The organism is Sulfurimonas lacustris (assembly GCF_059705355.1).
On sequence record NZ_AP046125.1, the window covers coordinates 535,382 to 555,537 of the forward strand.

19 protein-coding genes are annotated in these 20,156 nt (G+C 37.3%); 8 read left to right on the forward strand and 11 right to left on the reverse strand.

From position 1 onward, the window contains the following. The first annotated feature begins 41 nt into the window (after positions 1–41). A complete protein-coding gene (gene rfaD / locus AC6H4V_RS02925) occupies positions 42–1,052 on the forward strand; it encodes an ADP-glyceromanno-heptose 6-epimerase (protein ID WP_497607398.1) in 1,011 nt (336 codons plus the stop codon). Further along, the gene (gene rfaE1, locus AC6H4V_RS02930) at positions 1,049–2,473 is read left to right on the forward strand and encodes a D-glycero-beta-D-manno-heptose-7-phosphate kinase (RefSeq protein ID WP_497607399.1); all 1,425 of its coding nucleotides are present in this window, start codon (positions 1,049–1,051) and stop codon (positions 2,471–2,473) included. Before rfaD ends, rfaE1 begins: the two co-directional genes overlap by 4 nt. Here the strand turns inward: rfaE1 and waaF are convergent. Together waaF and AC6H4V_RS02940 are read right to left on the reverse strand one after the other, a co-directional pair. Then, positions 2,470–3,444 carry a lipopolysaccharide heptosyltransferase II gene (waaF, locus tag AC6H4V_RS02935; RefSeq protein WP_497607400.1) on the reverse strand — a complete coding sequence of 325 codons (975 nt, stop codon included), beginning with the start codon at positions 3,442–3,444 and terminating at the stop codon, positions 2,470–2,472. The genes rfaE1 and waaF overlap by 4 nt on opposite strands. A 7-nt stretch (positions 3,445–3,451) precedes the next feature. Continuing rightward, entirely contained in the window at positions 3,452–4,705 is a 1,254-nt protein-coding gene (locus AC6H4V_RS02940) for a glycosyl hydrolase (RefSeq protein WP_497607401.1), read from the reverse strand. Between the two features lie 59 nt (positions 4,706–4,764). On the opposite strand from AC6H4V_RS02940, the gene AC6H4V_RS02945 reads away from it, so the two are divergent. Together AC6H4V_RS02945 and AC6H4V_RS02950 are read left to right on the forward strand one after the other, a co-directional pair. Further along, the gene (locus tag AC6H4V_RS02945; protein WP_497607402.1) at positions 4,765–5,127 is read left to right on the forward strand and encodes a diacylglycerol kinase; all 363 of its coding nucleotides are present in this window, start codon (positions 4,765–4,767) and stop codon (positions 5,125–5,127) included. A 9-nt stretch (positions 5,128–5,136) separates the two neighbouring features. Further along, positions 5,137–6,099, forward strand: a complete 963-nt coding sequence (locus AC6H4V_RS02950) for a glycosyltransferase family 9 protein (RefSeq protein ID WP_497607403.1) — start codon at positions 5,137–5,139, stop codon at positions 6,097–6,099. 4 nt (positions 6,100–6,103) lie between these two features. Here AC6H4V_RS02950 and AC6H4V_RS02955 read toward each other — a convergent pair whose 3' ends face one another. The 8 genes from AC6H4V_RS02955 to AC6H4V_RS02990 form a co-directional block, all read right to left on the reverse strand. After that, positions 6,104–6,856, reverse strand: a complete 753-nt coding sequence (locus AC6H4V_RS02955; protein WP_497607404.1) for a glycosyltransferase family 2 protein — start codon at positions 6,854–6,856, stop codon at positions 6,104–6,106. Beyond that, positions 6,846–7,595, reverse strand: a complete 750-nt coding sequence (locus AC6H4V_RS02960; protein ID WP_497607405.1) for a lipopolysaccharide kinase InaA family protein — start codon at positions 7,593–7,595, stop codon at positions 6,846–6,848. The genes AC6H4V_RS02955 and AC6H4V_RS02960 overlap by 11 nt, the downstream gene beginning before the upstream one ends. A 9-nt stretch (positions 7,596–7,604) precedes the next feature. Further along, the gene (locus AC6H4V_RS02965) at positions 7,605–8,663 is read right to left on the reverse strand and encodes a glycosyltransferase family 9 protein (protein ID WP_497607406.1); all 1,059 of its coding nucleotides are present in this window, start codon (positions 8,661–8,663) and stop codon (positions 7,605–7,607) included. Positions 8,664–8,752: 89 nt separating this feature from the next. Next, a complete protein-coding gene (locus AC6H4V_RS02970) occupies positions 8,753–10,000 on the reverse strand; it encodes an O-antigen ligase family protein (RefSeq protein ID WP_497607407.1) in 1,248 nt (415 codons plus the stop codon). Beyond that, positions 9,997–11,070, reverse strand: coding sequence for a glycosyltransferase (locus AC6H4V_RS02975; protein WP_497607408.1), 1,074 nt, complete (start codon positions 11,068–11,070; stop codon positions 9,997–9,999). The genes AC6H4V_RS02970 and AC6H4V_RS02975 overlap by 4 nt, the downstream gene beginning before the upstream one ends. A gap of 28 nt (positions 11,071–11,098) precedes the next feature. After that, the gene (locus AC6H4V_RS02980; protein WP_497607409.1) at positions 11,099–12,193 is read right to left on the reverse strand and encodes a glycosyltransferase family 4 protein; all 1,095 of its coding nucleotides are present in this window, start codon (positions 12,191–12,193) and stop codon (positions 11,099–11,101) included. Continuing rightward, positions 12,190–13,182, reverse strand: coding sequence for a lipopolysaccharide heptosyltransferase I (waaC, locus tag AC6H4V_RS02985; RefSeq protein ID WP_497607410.1), 993 nt, complete (start codon positions 13,180–13,182; stop codon positions 12,190–12,192). Before waaC ends, AC6H4V_RS02980 begins: the two co-directional genes overlap by 4 nt. Then, positions 13,183–14,265, reverse strand: a complete 1,083-nt coding sequence (locus tag AC6H4V_RS02990; protein ID WP_497607411.1) for a glycosyltransferase family 4 protein — start codon at positions 14,263–14,265, stop codon at positions 13,183–13,185. Positions 14,266–14,410: 145 nt separating this feature from the next. Here AC6H4V_RS02990 and AC6H4V_RS02995 point away from each other — a divergent pair, with 145 nt between their 5' ends. From AC6H4V_RS02995 to lgt, 4 genes are all read left to right on the forward strand, one after another. After that, positions 14,411–16,087 (forward strand): ABC transporter ATP-binding protein, encoded by a 1,677-nt coding sequence (locus tag AC6H4V_RS02995; protein WP_497607412.1) that lies wholly within the window; start codon positions 14,411–14,413, stop codon positions 16,085–16,087. Positions 16,088–16,151: 64 nt separating this feature from the next. Beyond that, on the forward strand, positions 16,152–17,519 hold the full coding sequence (gene hemN, locus AC6H4V_RS03000) for an oxygen-independent coproporphyrinogen III oxidase (protein WP_497607413.1): 1,368 nt from the start codon (positions 16,152–16,154) through the stop codon (positions 17,517–17,519). A gap of 2 nt (positions 17,520–17,521) precedes the next feature. Then, positions 17,522–18,805 (forward strand): (Fe-S)-binding protein, encoded by a 1,284-nt coding sequence (locus tag AC6H4V_RS03005; RefSeq protein WP_497607414.1) that lies wholly within the window; start codon positions 17,522–17,524, stop codon positions 18,803–18,805. Beyond that, on the forward strand, positions 18,805–19,614 hold the full coding sequence (gene lgt, locus AC6H4V_RS03010) for a prolipoprotein diacylglyceryl transferase (protein ID WP_497607415.1): 810 nt from the start codon (positions 18,805–18,807) through the stop codon (positions 19,612–19,614). Before AC6H4V_RS03005 ends, lgt begins: the two co-directional genes overlap by 1 nt. On the opposite strand, the gene AC6H4V_RS03015 is transcribed toward lgt, so the two are convergent. Continuing rightward, positions 19,611–20,132: a DUF2062 domain-containing protein gene (locus AC6H4V_RS03015; RefSeq protein ID WP_497607416.1), complete on the reverse strand. Its 522-nt coding sequence runs from the start codon at positions 20,130–20,132 to the stop codon at positions 19,611–19,613. The two genes, lgt and AC6H4V_RS03015, sit on opposite strands and share 4 nt — an antisense overlap. Between the last annotated feature and the right edge of the window lie 24 nt (positions 20,133–20,156).

Genomic DNA, 20,156 nt, shown 5'->3' on the forward strand with positions numbered 1-20,156 from the left:
GGTTAACATTTTATTAAATTTAGGAAGATACGGATGTGTAAATGAGATACATTGATAACGATTTAAAAGACAAAACAATCCTTATAACTGGGGGTGCAGGCTTCATAGGTTCGAGCTTGGCATTTTACTTTCAAGAGAATCATCCAGAAGCAAAAGTTATAGTTCTCGATTCATTTAGAAGCGGTGAAACCCTCTCTAATGGGAACTTAAGAAGTTTTGGACATTTTAAAAATCTCATAGGTTTCCGTGGCGAAGTGATAAGCGGCGATATCAATGACAAAGATGTGTTGCTTAACTTAGAATTAAATTATAAATTTGACACTATTTTTCATGAAGCTGCTATCTCTGACACTACCGCACTAGAGCAAGATTTGATGATAAAAACAAATGTAAATGCTTATAAAGATTTACTCGAACTTGCCATTAGCCATGGCGCAAATATGATTTACGCATCATCTGCCGCAACTTACGGAAATGCGCCATCTCCTCAGAGAGTAGGGCATGAAGTACCGCAAAATGTTTACGGTTTTTCAAAACTTTGCATGGACAATTTGAGCCGTGAATATATGGGTAAAAGCGATAGTAAAATAGTCGGGCTTAGATACTTTAATGTTTACGGTGCAAGAGAGTACTTTAAAAACACCACCGCATCTATGGTTTTGCAGTTTGGTCATCAGATACTTTCAGGTAAAAATCCTCGTCTTTTTGAAAACAGCGATAAGATTTTAAGGGATTTTATCTATATAGAAGATATCATTCAGGCAAACATAAAAGCGATGAGCGCAAAAGAGAGCGGGATTTTTAATGTCGGAACGGGCAGGGCTAGAAGTTTTCAAGATATAGTGGATATTTTGCAGCATGAGCTAGAAACTAGTTTGCCTTGCGAATATATCCCAAATCCGTTTGTCGGGAGTTACCAGTTTCATACGGAGGCGGATATCTCTACAACAAAAGAGGTGCTTGGGTATGAACCTCGTTTTGAGATGGAAGATGGTATAAAAGCTTATGTCGGTGAAATCAGAAGAATTTATGAACAAGAAGTGAAAAAATGAAAAATTTTAAAGGTTTGCATCCTCGTATTTTGGTTGTCGGTGATTTGATGATAGACCACTATCTGTGGGGAAGTTGTGAGAGAATTTCTCCAGAAGCTCCCGTGCAGGTTGTTGATATCGCAAAAGAGACAACCGTTCTTGGCGGTGCAGGAAATGTTATAAACAACCTTGTGACTTTGGGGGCGAAAGTCTCTGTTAGCAGTGTTATAGGCGATGATGATATCGGTGTCGAACTTGTAGGCATGCTTCGCTCTCTTGGTGTCGATACTTCAAACATAGTTACTCAAAAGGGTAGAAAAACATCAAAAAAAAGTCGAGTGATAGCAAGCTCGCAACAAATTTTACGATATGACAAAGAGAGTAAGGAGCAGATATCAAAAAGTATAGCAGATGATATCGTAAGTTCTTTGCAAGATGTGATGCATAACTATGATGCGGTAATACTTTCTGACTACGGCAAGGGTGTTTTAAGCGATGAGCTATGTCAAGGGATTGTAAAGCTTTGTTCAAAAAACAGCGTAAAAGTTTTGGTTGATCCAAAGGGGAGCGACTATAGCAAATACAAGGGTGCATATCTTCTTACGCCAAATAAAAAAGAGGCGATGATTGCTACTAAAATAGATATAAAAGATAGAGATACGCTTGAAGAGGCTCTTTTAAAACTTAAAAGTGAGTGTGAGTTAGGTATCTCTATGATTACCCTCTCAGAAGACGGTATAGCGACTTACGGGGATGAAATGAAGATTTTTCCTACGCTAGCAAAAGAGGTTTTTGATGTAACGGGTGCGGGAGATACTGTTATAGCTTCCATTGCATACGCTCTTAGTGCTGGTGCAAATATAGAAAAAGCTGCATCGTTTGCAAATCTTGCGGCAGGTGTGGTTGTAGGCAAAATTGGCTCTGCAACGGTTAGTCTTGACGAGATAGAAGAGTATGAGGCAACTCTGCATAAAAGTACCTCTGATGCACATATAAAGAGCTTTGACGAGATAAAAGCAGTGGTTGATAGATACCGCAAAAACGGTAAAAAAGTCGTCTTTACAAACGGCTGTTTTGACATCTTGCATGTCGGGCATGTGAAGTACCTTCAAGAGGCAAAGAGTTTTGGGGATGTACTTATAGTCGGACTTAACTCCGACGCATCGGTAAAAAGACTCAAAGGCGAATCAAGACCTGTAAATATAGCCGAGGATAGAGCGTACATCTTGGCGGCTCTTGAAGCGGTTGATTTTGTCGTGCCTTTTGAGGATGATACGCCATATGAACTCATAAAAATGGTCTCCCCCGATATACTTGTAAAAGGTGGCGACTATAAGGGTAAAGATGTTGTGGGAGCTGAATTTTCTGGGGAGTTGAGACTTGTCGATTTTGTGGATGGGAAGAGTACTACAAAGACCATAGAGAGGATACAGGGGAGTTAAAGGTTTAGCTCTCTTACTGCCTCTACAACCTCTGCGGCTTCTATGCTCTTCATGCACTCATGATGTCCCAGAGGACACTCTCTTCTCATGCATGGGGCGCAAGCCATCTCGTGTCTGACGATGATGCTCTTTTTATTCATCCATTGAGAAGTTTCTGTGTGTTTTGTCGGTCCGAAAATGGATACGGTCGGGACGCCATATGCGGCGGCTACATGCATCGGTCCGCTGTCGTTTGTCACAAACAAAGAGCATCCGCCGATAAGTGAACAAAGCTCTTTTATGGTTGTCTTTCCTGCTAAGTTTGTGTAGTTTGTCACATGTGATGCTTTGAGGTTTGTCTCAATCTCTTTTGCCATCTCCACCTCGTTTGGACCGCCAAAGATGATGATGTCGTAATGCTCGCTATACTCTTTTGCGACTGCCGCAAATCTCTCAGGATACCATCTTTTGGCACTCCCGTATGTTGCTCCTGCGTTTATGCCCATCATGGGTTTGTCAAACTTTTTTGGTTCGATGTAGAGCTTTAGCGGTGGCGTATTTTTGTCCCATGCGTCGGTATTTATCATGGCAAGCTCGGCGTACTGTTTGGCAAGGTGTTTGTCTGCTTTGATGGTAGGAGTGTGGGAGAGCAAAAACATAGAGTGCCACGACTTTTTGGCGATGCAAAGCACACTTCCCGTTAGTTTTAGGAGCAGTGAAGAGTGGATTTGGTTTCTAAAAGAGAGTGCCATGTCAAAACTGCCTAGTTTTTTGGCAAGTTCATAGGTGGCTTTTACTCTGTTTGGAGCTTTTTTTGTCTCATCGACTATGGCATTTTTGCAAAGAGGATGGTATTTGAGTGCTTCAATAGCTACAAAACTGCCTACAAAAGTAAACTCCGCTCTTGGATAGTAAGCAGATAAAAGTTCTATGGCAGGAGTTGCCATAACGGCGTCGCCTAGCCAGTTTGGTAAGATGATAAGTATTTTCATGTTTTGCCTACTCTATAAATATATAAATCGGCTCTGCGCCAATCTCTAAAAATTCGTCCTCTATCTCTGCACCGCTGCTTGAAAAAGGTCTAAAAATATCCTCATTTTTTATGCTTTTTGGTTGCAGTGACCAGTGGATTTGGAGCAGTTCGTCATTCTCTAACAAACATTGGAGTATATGATGTCCTCTTTTGATATCAAGGCGTAAAAACTCCGCATTTTTGAGTGTGTGAACCATGTACTTATAGACTTCATAAGCCTCTCTTTTGCGTAAACCCTCTCTGTTATCGACAAGCCCGTAACCCGCTGCAACAAGCTGATGCCACGAGAGAGAATCAACCTGTTGCGAGGCAAAAGCAAGGAGGTGGTAGCGTAACATGTAGGCGGCATAAAGCTCCTCGCTCACACACTCACATTCGCTTGTCGGAGCGTAGGGAGCAGTGCCGCTTATGGGCCAGTTGGTCTCTGTTATGTGGAGTTTGTGCGCACTTTTTGGGCTAAGCCAAACCATGGTTGTAAGAAGTGAGATTTTGTCTAGCAGAGTAAAGCCCATCTGCATATTTTCGGGTGCGCCCCGTCTATCAACATAGAGAAGCGACGATACCCCGTCATAACGGTAGTCGAAAAAATTAAAAAGCGTATGCGCCGTGAAGTGGTACTCAAAGTCTATAACGCCACTGCCGATAAGCTTGATATTTGGGTATTTTGAGATTTTTAAGTCATAAGCGACTTTATAAAAACTGCCGTACTCATCAACGCTGAAAAATCCCCATTTTGCCCTGTTTATGGTTGAGCCGATTTCAAAAATATCTACTATTTCGCCAAGTGTGCTAAAAATGTTCTCCAAATCTCTTTGTAAAAGTGCCAAATCCTCAACATGCTCTCTATCTTGCAGGATTTTGAGCGTCACTTTTTTATCATGACAAAGAAGCAGAAACTCTTTTAAAAGCGGAAGTTTCTCCATCTCCCAAAGCTTCAAGCGCACCAAAACTCTCTCTACTCCAAGCTCTTCAATCATCGCAAGCGTCGCTTCAGGCTCTCTCTCAAAGTCGATACCGATGCAAAAAAAGCCGTTTGAATCTATCTGTTTTCTTTTTACAAACGGCGTAAGTATGAGTGAGATAGGAAGTGCGACAAGAGCGATGAAAAAGGTCTTTAAAAGTGAGCCAAACTCCCTTTTGCGCATCTCTTTTTTGTAAGTTTTGTCTTTGAGCGGATAGGGCTGATCCGAATAGTTATCCCAGATATATGGCTGTTTCATAAGGCGAATTATAACCTTTTTGGGATAAAATCGCCTTAGAGTTTAAAAAGGAAACAGCATTGCGAAACCAGCCAAAATATAATTTTTTTAAAAACACCTCTTACGCACTCAAAGGGTTGCGGGATTTGATAAAGAACGAATCTTCTTTTAAGTTGGAGCTTCTGCTTTTTCTCGTTTTATTGCCTGCCATTTTTTTCATTGAAACAACGCTCTCAAACAAGCTTCTTATGTTTATCTCTCTTATGCTTATGCTTATTGCAGAGGCGGCAAATAGCGCAATTGAGAGGGTTGTTGACCTTGTTACCTTAGAGCATCATGAGATGGCGGGAAGAGCAAAGGATGTTGGAAGTACTGTAGTTTTTTTAAGTATCTCCCTTTTTGTTGTTGTGTGGGGAAGTATCATTTTTGATACTTTTTTGTAGAGGCAAATAATGAACATTTTAGTAGTGCGCACAGATAAACTCGGTGATTTTATAACGGCTCTTCCCACATTTTATGTGCTAAAACAGTACAATCCCCAAAATAGAATCATCGCTTGTGTCGCACCTCTTAACAGAGCATTAGCACAGAGTTGTGACTTTATAGATGAGGTTATAGTTGATGAGGGCGGAAGTTTTTGGGGGTTGGTTGCAAAGCTAAAAGAGGCAAAAATAGACGCTTCCATAACCCTTTTTTCAAATACGAGAGTTGCAATTGCCCAGTTTTTTGCACGCATCCCAAAACGCATAGCACCCGCTACAAAAATAGCTCAAATTTTTTATAACAAAAGAGTTGTGCAAAGAAGAAGCGAAGTTAAAATGGCGGAGTTTGAGTATAACTTAGAGCTAACAAAAGCTCTTTTTAGCGATATAAATTTAGAGTATAAAAAACCGCTTTTGGAGTTTGGAGATGCAAAAAATATCTATGATGATTTTTGCAAAAAGTATCAAATAACCAAAGATGTAGTTGCTTTTCATGTGGGTTTTGGAGGCTCAAGCGATGCAAACTGGAATCTTGATGAGTATGAAACTTTTATCCGTGAAGTTATAAAAGTCGGTAAATACCAAGTCGTACTGACATTTGGTCCTGATGAAAAAGCCCTTTATGAAGAGATGCAAAAGAGACTCTTTGATGTAAATGCAGTTTTTTATCTCTCGCTTGAGGGGCTTGTCTATTTTGCGAAACTTGTAAGTAATTTCAGGCTTTTTATCTCTACTTCAACTGGAACTTACCATATAGCTTCACTTGTGGGAATACCGACAATGACATTTTTTGCGGACAACCTTTTTGCAAGTGCTAGAAGGTGGAAGAGTGTCGGAGACGAAAAGTTGCAAAAGCATTTTAGTTTGCCGAGTGATAAAGAGAAGAGAGAAGAGCTTTTTGCTAAAGTAAAAGCAGAGCTGTCTGAAATCTGACAAGCTATTTTTTCTCTTGGTTTAGCTCATAAAGTTTTATATATTTGTAGAAATTCGTAGCCATATGGGAAAATGCTATCACCAATCCGGCATAGCCGTCCAAAAAGCCTCTTTTTAAAATATAGGTCTTAAAAAATGAGAAAAGTCCGTTAAAAAAGGCTTTGCTTGGAGAAGAGCTTTTTTTGCCTGCGTAGTCAACGGCAAATGCGCTTGAGTAGCGGTCAAGTTTTATTATGAAGTCGGTAATAGTTGCGTATGGATAGTGTTTTATGCTTCCTTCTATCGGTGCTGTATTAAAACTTTTTTCAATCACTTTTTCATGCACTTTTTCATCTGTAAAAGCTGTTTTAGTTCTGTTAAAGAGCCTCACTATTACGTCATCCCCCCAGCAGTGCTTTATCTGGGTGGTTTTATAGTAGTTTTCTCTTAAAATAGTGTATATATTTTTGTTGTTTAACTCGATGAGGGTTAGATTCTTTATAAACTCATCTGACAAAACTTCATCTGCATCTAGTGAGAGCACCCAATCATTTTTTGCAAAGGAACAAGCTAGGTTTTTTGTCGGACCAAATCCCAAGAATTCGCCTTGAAAGATGGTAACATTTGAGTATTTTTTTGCAATCTCAAGAGTTGCATCCGTTGAGCCGTTGTCGTACAAAACAACATCTTTAAAAGATATAAGAGAAGTGAGAGTGGCATCTATGGTAGAAGCGGCGTTTTTAACGATAATAACACAAGAGATATTTTTAATCGACAACTTCTACACCTCTTAGTCTTTTTTTCATATTCTTTCTATCTTTATGAGCCTGAGAGTATTTAAGCGCACTATCTATGCAGCTTTGTTCATCTTTGCCCATAAGGCTGGTGTACTCTTTGATTATTACTTCCAGATCATCATCTTTCGCCCAAAGTTTAGCAAAGTTTTTTAGTCTCTCATCTAAATCGAGAGGTTTAAATTCCATTCTGTTTATATCTACTATCTTAAATATATAGTCCTCATTTTCTTCTTTTATAAGGATATTGCCAGGTGAGTAATCAAGATGAAAGATACCTTGTTCGTGAAGTTTGTAAGTAAATCTTGCAAAGGCTTTAAATACTTCCTCTTTATCTTTAAAATCAGCTTGAAGTAGCGGTTCTCTTATGGTAAAATCATAGTCAAACTTTTCACTAATGAAGTAGCTTTCATTGATGAAACCAAATTTTTTAAACTCTATGTAACCAATGGGTTTTGGCACAAACTCTATGATTTTAACACTATTTTCATAAGATTTTTTCGCTTTTGAATCTCTAAAAAATGTATAGACTATTTTGTTGAAGATGTTTGGGATTTTAAAAGATTTTACTACAAATTCTTTGCCTTGAAAATCTATGATTTTTATCTCGTTTCTTGCTTTGTGGATAGAATGAGATGAGTTGGTAAAGTAGTTCTTGATGCGTATAATGAACTCTTCAGAAATCTTTGCGTCATTAATTAAGGTATATGTGTATTTTTTCAATTTAGTTCTTTAGCATAAAATTTTATCGGCAATTGAAGCCACTTCATGAATATCAAATCCTTCAATGGTATTATACCCATCCACAGAAGAGCGAACAACATAATGAATGCTACTTAATGGTTTCCATAAATTAATATGATCATCATTGTTTCTATAAATTCCAATGGTTGGTAAGTCTAACGCGGATGCAATATGGATTAAACTTGTATCAGGAGAAATTAAAAGATTGCATGACCGAAGAAGCTCTGCTGCATCAAAAATTGTTTTAGTTGGATAGCTTAATATACAATTTTTTAAATTATAATTTTGTATAATTTTTTTTATTTCTGTTTGTCTGGTAGGCAGAGATAAAATTATTATAGTATAGTTTTTTAGCGCATTTGCCAATTGAATAATTTGTTCTTTATATAAATTTCTTGTCAAACTTGATGAATCAACATTCAAAGCAATCTTTTTTCCTAGAGGAAGTTTTGAAATGAATTGCTGAGCATAAATATATTTTTTATCGTCTTTTGGAAATTCCATTTTTGTAGAATAGTTATAAATTCCAATCAATGGAAGCATGCCACATAAATATCTAACCATGTGTTGGTTGTTGTTTTTAGGCATTAATGCGTCATAGTATGTTAAATCATCACGACAAATATCTAGTTTTTGATCACCATCACTTACGCTTAAGCTGATAATCCACCTAGGTTTCATATACCAAACACTTAATTCTAATCCAAATTTCATTGGCATAGCTTCAATTATTAAATCATATTTTCTAGATTTCATTAATCGTATTTGTGACCATGTTTTATAAAAATCTTTTTTACGAAATTTTGTAAAAATATTTTTAACATAAGAAAGCTTCTTGAATAAAAAATCAGAATGGTGACTTGCATATACATCAATTTCTGCATCAGGAAATCCATTTTTGAGTTCTCTTAATAATGGAAAAGCACATATGGCATCTCCAATTCTTGCATTTCTGATAAGTAAGATTTTATGAATTTCTTTATGATTAATTGGTTCATGTATTTTTTTTTGCAATAAAACTTCTAGAATTTTACCTTTTAATGACACATTGATTCCTTTTGCTCATAATATAACACAATACCTAAATCGTCTCGATACAACTTTATTATTATTTAAAAATTAATTATACTGTAGTGTCATGCTATTGTATTTTTATATAATTGCTTTTGAATTATTTTTTGATTTTCGATATAAATTACAGAAAGAAGAATAAAAATAATTATAAAAACATTATTAAAAGGTTTGATAGTTAATATATCATCTCCTAGTCCAGTAAAAAACATTACAGAAAAAAATACAATCCCAATTAAAGCATATAATTTCTGATTACTTTTTAAAAATAAAAAAATTAATGACATAATACTGCTTATGAAGAGTAGATAGCCAAAAAAACCATATTTTAGTAATAAATCTAAATGAAGGTTATGAGTCGCTGTCAGGATTCCACTAAATTTTGAATGATTCTTTTTCTGAAATTTAAGCATTTCATCAGTATTGCCACCAGATCCAACACCAAAAAAAGGATTATTTCTGATGCCTTCAACTGCACCGTTCGACAGATATGCTCTTGCTCCCCAACTTCCTTCAAAATTCCCTTTTGTTAGATAAAGGTTTATTTCTTCAATTCCTTTTGAGAAACGTTCGTTTTTTTCAAGAATGAATATTGAAGTAATTGAGAGAACACCTAAGGATAAAGCAATAATAAAATTTTTAGGAATAAGTAATTTTTTAATATAGATAATAATAAATACAAAAGTAGTTCCAAAAAAAGCAACTTGACCTGCACGGCCGTTATGTATAAAAACTCCAATAAAACACACAAGTGCTATGAAATAAAATAAGTATTTTAGTCTATTATTTGTTTCGTTCATCGCAAGAAGTATAGACGAAAAAAAACCAACAACTAAAAACGGAGTTGCAACAGAATATGCAAGATTCCCAATAGGGTTCTCTGGCGTTTTACTGATAGTTATTATTTTTAAAAATGCCAAAATACTACTAACTGCATAAGAACCGAGACTAATAATAAAAAATTTAAAAGTATTTTTTGCCTCTTGAGCTGTTAATGTACTTGCAAGAACAGGTATTATGATGAAGTAGTACTTGAAATAATGTTGCATTTTCCAACCCTCTTTTAAATCTGATGACCAAAAGAGAGAAATATATGTGTATATAAAAAAAATAAAAAGAAGTAGAAATGGTTTAAAATTGAAAATTTCTTTGATTTTGGTTATATAATCGTTTTCTCTTAATGTTAATAGCCAACCTATAAGAAGAAGTGTGGTTGTGATAAAAAGTTGGCTTTTAAATAGATTTAGAGGTGTTATAAAGCTAAAAAAGTATATGTATAAAACAAGATGGTTTCTATTGATAGCCTTATTCATATTAATATTTCCAAATAGGACATAATTTCATTTTCAACGGAAAAAACATTTTGTATAATATCCCTGTTTGTAATGCTCTTTTTCAATTCATCTTCCATGTTATTAGCTATATTTAAAAGAGCTTGTTGTAGCTGTTGCATATTTTTATTCTCAACTTTGTGAAAATACAAACCCAAATCAGAAAACTCGAGAAAAGTAGTGTTATTGTAGCTTATCCCAACTAAGCCATTATTTAAAGCTTCTATAAAAGAATTGCCAAAACCTTCACCGTAGCTCGGAAAAAGAAAGATATTTGAAGAACTTAAGAATGAATTTACATCGCTAGTAAAGCCTATTAAGTTTATTTTATTTTTATATGCAAGACTGTTATAAATTTTCATAAATTCTTGTTTATATTTTTGGTTTTCAAAGTTACCTAATATATTTAAATTAAAATCTATTTTGTTTAAATATAAAATTTCGCAAGCCAGTATAGCATCTAATTGTCCTTTACCCGATGCTATTCTCCCTGTATGAACAATTCTTATTTCATTCGTATGTTCATTAGTCATATCAATAGCTTTAATGGAAGGATATATAACTTTAATTTTAGTATTTTTACCTATCGGGATGATTGTTTTAATATTTTTTTCTAAATAATGGCTTACAGCAATATGATAATTGACACTGCTATAAATCAGTTTGTGAAACAAGTCTTTTTTAGGTCTGGTTTTTGCTGTTCCATGCCTTATTATTAAATTTATATCTAAACCTAAAAAAGAAAAATAGAGTGATTTTAATTCGCTTGCACCGAAAAAAATAATATTTTTAATATTGTGCTTCTTTATAATTTGTTTTGTTTTTAAATATATTGATAAGCTTATAGAGGAATTAAAATCTATTGTTTCAATAATAAGACTGCTATCATTTGTGATATATTCTAAATAATTGTTTGCAATAAAGCTGTTTTTTTTAGCAATAGTAATTACATTTGTATGACAACTAAGCTTCTGTGATAGTTTTATAGCATCAATTTCCATTCCCCCAAAGTTTGGAGATAAGCAAATTATTGCTGTATTTTGTTTTGTCATTTTTGTTTTCCGCGTAAATAAATTTAAATTAATTTTTTAGTAATGATTCAAAAAAGTCAATATATTTTTTAACTGTTGTTTCATGTGACATTTTATCTTTAATTACGTCTTTTGCATGCAATTTTAATTTTTCTAAGGTCTGTGGCGAATCATGCAGTTCTCTAATTTTAAGGGCTATAGCTTTTGCGTCTTTTAGAGGAACTATAAAGCCGTTCACTCTGTTTTCTATTATCTCGAGTGAGCTTTCATTTGCTGAAGCAATGACGGGGGTGCCGCTCGCTAAAGATTCCAAAATTACTCTTGGAAGGCCCTCTTTTCTTGTTGAAGCGTGTATCAAAACATTGCATGCCGAAACTATGCTTGGAACATCGTCTCTATATCCACAAATATGTATGCGTTTGCTCATACCGCTTTTTTTTATATCGGAAATATATGGTTCTTGATCTATTTTACTTCCTATGAGAAGAATATGTAAATTTTTAATATCAGAAAGATAATTTGCGGCTTGTATAACATATGCAAGCCCCTTATGAGGTCTTATATTGCCAACGAATGCAATATTAAAGTTGTCTTTGTTTGTACCTAACTTCTCTAAATCTATCGGACTCTGATTATACCAATTTATGTCATGACCCTTATATATTGTAACGGCTTTTTGTTTATTGCTGAAGAGCTGTTTTTTTACATGCCGCTCTACTGATTCTGAAACACATATGACACCGTCAACTCTGGGATTTAGCGCATTAAGATATGCGCTTGGATCGTACCTATACAGCCCTCCTGTTGTGCCTCTGTAGGTTACGAGTTTTGTATCTGTACCCATACATGCAAAGATGGCATTTGAAATACCTCTTGATGATGTTGCATATACTATGTCTATTTTATTTTCTTTAATAATTTTTTTGGCTATTAAAATATTTTTTAAATCTATCTTTTTTTCATGTACAGCATCAATAACTTTAATTCCATATTCTGCTAGTCTTGGGGAGTATATACCATTTTCTTGCGCCATTAAAATTATCTTATGTCCAGCTTTTGCTAAAGATATATATATCTCTAGCTCGGGTCGTAAACTACCAAATGTTGATAAATTACCAGTTGCTGTAAATGCTAATATATTCATAATTTAATATCCTTGTTTAAATTTATCGCTATTTTAATAATTTTTTTTGACTCTATCTCTTGTATAGAAAAGTCGTTTTTGTTAAGCTTGTAGTGATTTACAACGCTTGAAGATTTTACCACTTTGTTTATGGGCGTGACATAGACACGATTTGTCGGTGTCGGTCCAAAGATAGTGATGGACGGCACATTGAGCCCCCATGCCATGTGTGTTGGTCCTGTGTCGTTTCCTATGAGCAATGAACATTGAGAGATAACATCTTTTAGTTCATCTAACGAGCCGCGAGGAAGCAGTTTCAAATACTCTGAGTGTTCCTGCATCCAAAGAGCCTTTTTATGCTCTTCATCACTTCCCCAGACTATAAGCGTGGGTATTTTGAGTGCCTCTGCAATCTGTGCAAACTTCTCTTTTGGGTAGTTTCTGCTCTCCCACGTCGAACCTATGACAAAAATATTGAATTTTTCGGGAAGATTTGACACATGCGAAGATGCAAACAAAAATTTCTCTTTTTTTACAATCTCTTCACTTGAGACTTTTATGCCAAGCGGTTCACAAAGCACGGCAACATTTCTGTCTATGGTGTTGGCATCGTAAGCAATGGAGACTTTTTTGTCATAAAAAAGAGAGGCGATACCCTCACGGATAGACTCTTTGTCAAAACCCGCAACCGCTTTTGCGCCGATGATTTTAGCCACGATGGCGGATTTGAGAAGCCCTTGCGCATCTATGATGATGTCATAGTCGTTTTTTGAGTAGGTTTTTAGGATTTTGTACTGAGTAAAAATCTCGCTCTTTCTCTTTTTGAGCGATTTGAGGTTTATGGATAAAATGTTATCAATATGGGGATTGTTTTTAAGTACATCCGCAAACGCCCTCTCAACAACCCAATCAATTTGCGAAGTTGGCAACGCTTTTTTAATAAATTGCAACGCGACCATTGCGTGGATGATATCGCCCATTGCTGAGAGCTTTACTATACAGATTTTCATTTAGAGGCTTTGCACTGCATCGTAGATTTTTTGCATCTGAGTGTCATAGTCAAACTCTCTCTTGGCTTTTTCATAGCCTGCTTGTGAAAGTGACTCTTTGATATGAGTATTTTTGTAGAGATACTCTATTTTCTCTGCCAAATCTTCAGTGGTTCTATCAAAAAGAAGCCCATCTATACCATCTTGAATAATTTCTAGCGGTCCGCCTCTGTCTGTCGCGATGGTGCATACTTTGTGCATCATTGACTCTATAACAACTAGCCCAAATGTCTCTTTTTGGCTTGCCAAAACTGTAACATCGCAAAGACTTATGTGTTCGCTTACATCTTTTGTAAAGCCGCTAAAGATAACTCTCTCTTGCATTCCCAAACTTTTCACTCTCTCTTCGAGCTCCGCAAGGTACGCTTCGCTCATAGTATGACCTACAATGAGTGCTTTAATGTTGTACTCTTTAAGTTTTGCTAGAGCCTCTATAACGATATACTGCCCTTTGTCCTCACAGATTCGACCAACTATGCCGACTACAAACGCATCTTTTAACTCATATTTGGTTCTTAAATCCTCAACTTTTTGCATATCAACCTGAGACTCTTTTGCACCAAGGTATATAGTCTTTACTGGTGGTCTGATCTCTTGAGGAATAAACTTTTGCATCTGCTCTTCTATTTGTTTGGTTACTGCATGGAGCAGGTCGATATTTTTATAGAGCCATCGATGGTAGAAATCATCCTTAAATCTCGTCATATTCATATGTCTCGAGTGGATGATTTTTGGCTTTTTTTTGCTGAATAACTTCGCTAAAACAACAGTTATTATGTCTTTGCCCCAGTGAAAATGAACGATGTCTATGTCATTGTTATCTATAAATTTTGCGAGTTGCAGTGCTGGGATAAATGGAAAAAATTTATTGCGCTTAATGGCGGTTTTTTTTTCGCTCTTTATAAAATCATCCAGTTTTGTATTTGGCGCAACAATGATATGGCATTCTGTTATGTTTTTAAAGTATTCAAAACAATTTACGGCAGAGAGTTCTAGTCCGCCAAGTCCATGGGCAAGGCAAACTTCAGCAATATTTTTTTTCATAAAAACCTATTCATTTTTTGTAAGAGAGGATTTTACACAAAAGAGAATGAAAAAAAGATTATTCAGCGCTTTTTAGATAAAATTCGCACAAAATAAGAGTTTTGGAACTGCTTTGAAAAAAATATTGAAACGTTATTTGCCATATATGAAAGAGTACAAATTTGAGTATTTTTTAGTGCTCATCGGTATGATTTTTACGGTGAGTGCGACGACGGCGACGGCGCATATCATGAAGCCGCTTATGGATGAGATGTTTATAGAGAAAAAAGAGGAGATGCTCTATCTCATCCCGTTTGGGCTTGTGGGTATCTACTTTTTTAAGTCGGTAGGCAGATATATGCAGTCAGTTTTTATGAGCTATGTTGGGCAGCATATCGTTACAAGATTTCGAGAGATACTTTTAGAAAAAATCATCAACTTTGATATGTCGTATCTTTACCAAAACCGAAGCGGCGAGCTTATCTCCCGTGTGACGAATGACATCGAGCGTATTCGCTATTTTGTCTCTAACATGCTCCCAGAATTGCTTCGCGAGAGTTTGACCACTGTCGCACTTGTTGGCTATGTTATCTATCTCAATCCAACTCTTGCTTTTTACTCCCTTGTACTTTTACCGTTGGCGATTTACCCTATTTTGCAAATTGGAAAAAAACTTAAAAAGTACTCGCGCCGCTCCCAAGAGAAAAACGCAGATGTTGTGAGCCGCCTTACCGAGGTGTTTAACAACAGCGAAATTATCAAGGCAAATGCAACCGCTAAGTTTGAGATGGGGCGTTTTAGTACGCAAAATTGGCAGTTTTTCAAGATAAATATGAAGTCGGTTTATGTCGGAGATATTGTCTCGCCGCTTATGGAGATAGTAGGAGCAGCCGGACTTGCGGCGGTTATCTTTGTAGGCGGCAAAGAGGTTTATGAGGGACGCATGAGTGTGGGTGAGTTTACCGCTTTTATCACCGCTGTGGGGCTTGTTTTTCAGCCTATTCGCCGCATCGGTTCCATCTACTCAAAAATCCAAGATGCCGTTGCCGCAAGTGCGCGTGTATTTGAGCTTTTAGATATACAAAACAAGATAACTGACGGTACAAAAGTTTTAAAAGAAGATATAGCGCATATAGAGTTTAGAGGTGTAAAACTTGCTTATGACGAGGGTTATGCACTTGATGGCGTAAATGTTGAGATAAAACAGGGACAAAATATAGCTCTTGTAGGAGATAGCGGCGGCGGTAAAAGTACATTTATAAACATGCTTTTACGCTTTTATGACCCAAACGAGGGCAAGATTCTCATAAATGGCACGAATATAAAAGAGTTTACGCAAGATTCTCTTAAACATCACATCTCTTTAGTGACACAAAGAATCTATATTTTTCAAGACACCTTAGCGGCAAATGTTGCGTACGGACAAGAGATTGATGAAGTGCGAGTGAAAAATGCGCTTGTTTTGGCAGATGCATGGGGATTTGTTGAGTTGCTTGAAGATGGCATATATACAAAAATGGAGGAGTTTGGCTCAAACCTCTCAGGCGGACAGAGACAACGCATCGCCATCGCCAGAGCCATCTATAAACACGCCTCGCTTCTGCTCTTTGATGAGGCGACATCCGCACTGGACAATGAGAGCGAAAAGCGCATACAAGATGCCCTCATCGCTTACTCAAAAGATAAAATCACCATAACGATAGCCCATAGACTTAGCACGATAGAGCATGCAGATATGATTTTGGTGATGCAAAAAGGGAAGATTATCGCAAGCGGAAAACACAATGAACTTCTACAGAGTTGTGAAGTCTATCAAAGATTAGCAGGGAAATTAAAAAACTAAATTAATTAGCCTTTCAACACTTTTTAGAGATAATCGCCAAATTATAAGAAATGGACTATTTATTATGCTAGATTTTACAAAATTTACAAAATACTCAAAACCGGGACCTCGCTATACAAGCTATCCGACGGCTTTGGAGTTTAGCGACTCTTTTGGTTATGATGAGTACATTCAAAAACTCAAATCTCAAGACTCTTCTCGTCCCCTAAGCCTCTACTTTCACCTGCCCTTTTGTAAAAATGCATGCTATTTTTGCGGTTGTAATGTTGTCTTTACCTCTAAAGAGGACAAGATGGTTCGCTACATCGACTACCTCAAAAGAGAGCTAAAGATACTCGCTTCTTATGTGGATTGTTCTCGTGAAGTGATTCAGATGCACTTTGGCGGCGGAACTCCTACTTTTTTCAATGCACCGCAACTAGAAGAGGTTATCAAAGAGATAAAATCATTTTTTCCAAATTTCGTAAAAGATGCAGAAATCAGCTGTGAGATTGACCCTCGTCACATAAATGAAGAGCAGATGAAAGTCCTAAGTGAGAACGGTTTTAACCGTGTGAGCTTCGGTTTGCAGGATTTTAACGAAAAAGTCCAACAAGCCGTTCACAGAATCCAGCCCTACGCTATCACAAAAGATGCGATGGATTTGGCTAGAAAATACGGTATGCACTCTGTAAATGTTGACCTTATTTACGGGCTTCCTTACCAAAATTTAGAGACTTTTAAAGAGACTCTTGAACTCTCCCTCACACTAAATCCAGACAGATTTGCGGTGTTTAACTACGCCCATGTGCCTTGGATGAAAAAGACTATGCGCAAAATTGATGAAACAACGCTTCCGTTGCCTGATGAGAAGCTCCGTATCATGCAACATACTATCAGTTTTTTAACCTCTCATGGCTACAAAATGATAGGAATGGATCACTTCGCAAAGCCTGAGGATGAGCTTTTCAAAGCGATAGAAAAAGGGGAATTGCATAGAAATTTCCAAGGTTATACTACCAAAGGCGGAGCTGATTTGGTGGGCGTGGGGCTTACTTCCATCGGCGAGGGTGTGGACTATTATGCACAAAACACTAAAGAGATGCATGAGTATGAAGAGGCTATCGATGCGGGACAACTTCCATTTGAGAGAGGAATCGTTCTAAACAGAGACGACCAAATCAGACAATTTGTCATTATGGAGCTTATGAGCAACTTCAAGCTTGATATAAAAAGATTTGAAAAGCTCTATGGCGTTGAGTTTAAATCCTATTTTGCGGATGCGATAGAGGCGTTAAAACCTTTTGAAGATGATGAACTACTGAGTATGAACGATGATTTTATAGAGTGCAGCCAAACGGGAACTCTGCTTATAAGAAATATTGCTATGCCTTTTGATGCTTACATGAAAAAACATGCCGCAAATGCAAAAACATTCTCTAAAACGGTTTAGCGATGAGTCATACACCACAAGATATATTTGATTTTAAATCTATAACAGATGATTGTATCAAGTGCGGAAAGTGTATCCCTGTTTGTACCATCCACAATGTCAATGCCGATGAAGTTACATCTCCACGGGGATTTTTAGACCTTTTGGGAGCATACCAAAGAGGCAATCTTGAGCTAGATGCAAACGCAAAAGCCATCTTTGAGAGTTGCTTTTTATGTACAGCGTGCGTTGAAGTCTGCCCAAAATCGCTTCCTACGGATATGGTTATAGAGCAGGTTCGTGCCGATATAGGCAAAAAATTCGGCATCGCTTGGTACAAAAAAGCTTTCTTCCTGCTTCTTCGCCACCGCTGGCTTAACGATATAGCATTTAAACTCGGCTGGGTGTTTCAGACATGCGGGTTTAAGATTCAAGCAGATATCGATTCTATGAGTTCTCGTTTCAACTTACCGATGCTAAGAGCGGACAGACTGCTTCCTAGCCTTAGAAAAACATCATTTTTGAACTCACATCCAGAAAATATCAGCAATGGCGGCAAAAGAAAAGTCGCCATCTTTATAGGGTGTTTGGGCAACTACAACTATGTAAATGTCGGAAACTCTCTTTTGGAGATATTGGAGCATTTGGGCATTGACGCATTTTTGGCAAAAGACCAAAAGTGCTGTTCTGCACCTGCCTATTTTACGGGAGATTTCGACACGGTTGACTATAACGCAAAGTTCAACATTGAGTATTTTGAGAGTTTTAGCAAGGATGTTGAGGCTATCATAGTTCCAGAGGCTACATGTTCGGCGATGCTGAAAATCGACTATGAACACTACTTTCACGACCAGCCGGAGTGGAAAGCAAGGGCTGTGGCTTTGAAAGATAAAATCTTTATGGCGACAGAGTGGCTTGAGAAACATACAGAGCTTAGCAAGATACTTGCATCAAAGAAAAAAGACCCAAAAATCGTTACTTATCATGACCCGTGTCACGCAAGAAAAATGCAAGGTATCCACAAAGAGCCACGCAATCTTATCTCGCAGAACTACACCATCAAAGAGATGAGTGACCCAAATACATGTTGCGGATTTGGCGGTGTGACGATGCAAAGCGAGAAGTACCATCTTGCTAAAGCGGCAGGACTTCCAAAGGCGGCTATGATAAAAGAGACAAAAGCTGACTTTGTCAGCTCTGAGTGCAGTGCATGCCGTATGCAGATAAACGCTTCCATGAACTATGTAGATGCACCACAAATCTTTAAAAACCCTATAGAGCTTATCGCCGAGGCATTAAGAGACTAATGTCGGCGTGGAACAACATATACGAGACATTTAATCCCGTAGCTTTTACGCTCTTCATACCCGTACATTGGTATGGGATTATGTATGTTTTGGCACTTCTCACGGCACTTTATATCGGGAAGTACTTTATCAAAAAAGAGAGCCTTGATTTTGGCGGCAAAGAGATAGATGCCTATTTTATCTATGTCGAGATAGGCGTTATCTTGGGTGCAAGGCTTGGCTATATCCTCTTTTACGACACGCACACGCTCTACTACCTCTCACACCCGTGGCAGATTTTCAACCCTTTTTCAAACGGTGAATTTGTAGGCATAAGAGGCATGAGTTATCACGGTGCTGTTTTGGGTTTTTTGCTAAGTACCTACATCTACTCCAAAAAACATAAAATCGCCTTTGGCAAGATTATGGATTTGGTCGCCATAAGCGTACCGCTTGCATTTGTTTTTGGGCGCATCGGCAACTTTTTAAATCAAGAGCTTATAGGGCGAGAGACGGATGTACCATGGGGTATCTTGGTTGATGGCATTTTGCGTCACCCCTCACAACTCTACGAGGCGGTTTTAGAGGGATTTGGGGTATTTTTAGTCGTCTATATCTACAAAAAATATCAAAAATTCAGTGGAGAGTTGATTTTGGTTTACGGTATCAGCTACGGGCTTCTCCGTGCCATAGCCGAAATCTGGCGCGCACCTGATGTTCAGATAGGGTATATTTGTTGTGATGCTATAACGCAAGGGCAGGTTATGAGTTTGGCGATGAGTGTAGTTGGGGTTGTCGCTTGGGTTTACTTTAAAAAGAGGGCGGTTTAGAGTTCCTCTTTCTTCTTTGATTCATACTTTCCATTTCCATTTTTACGATCTTCTTGATCTTTTCGAACAGAGTTTCTCCAGAGAAGATTGACAAGATAGTAGCCCAGAATCGAGCCAAAAACAGAGTAAAAAGCTGTTCCTACATAGAGGGGGATAAAAATATTGCCGATGTTGTCGCTAAACCACTCCAGTGTCAGCTTTACCGGTGTTGTCTCCATACCAAGTAAAAAACTCCCCGTCAAATACTCCATATAGTACATCGGAGGCATAGTAAAAGGGTTGCTGAGCCAGCACATGGAGAGCGCGATAGGCACATTAAAGCGCGTAAAAGGGATAACGGCTACAACAGCTAACATCTGCATCGGCATCGGGATAAAAGCGATAAAGAGTCCTATGAAAACCCCTTTAGAAACCATCCGCCTATTTGGAAAAAGATAGTCCGCAGGGATGTTGTACTTCTGTATAAAGCTTTTTAGTTTTTCGCTTGCACTAATTGTTTTAAAAGTTTTTCTTATCATAAATGCTCTTTGATTTTTGGGAAT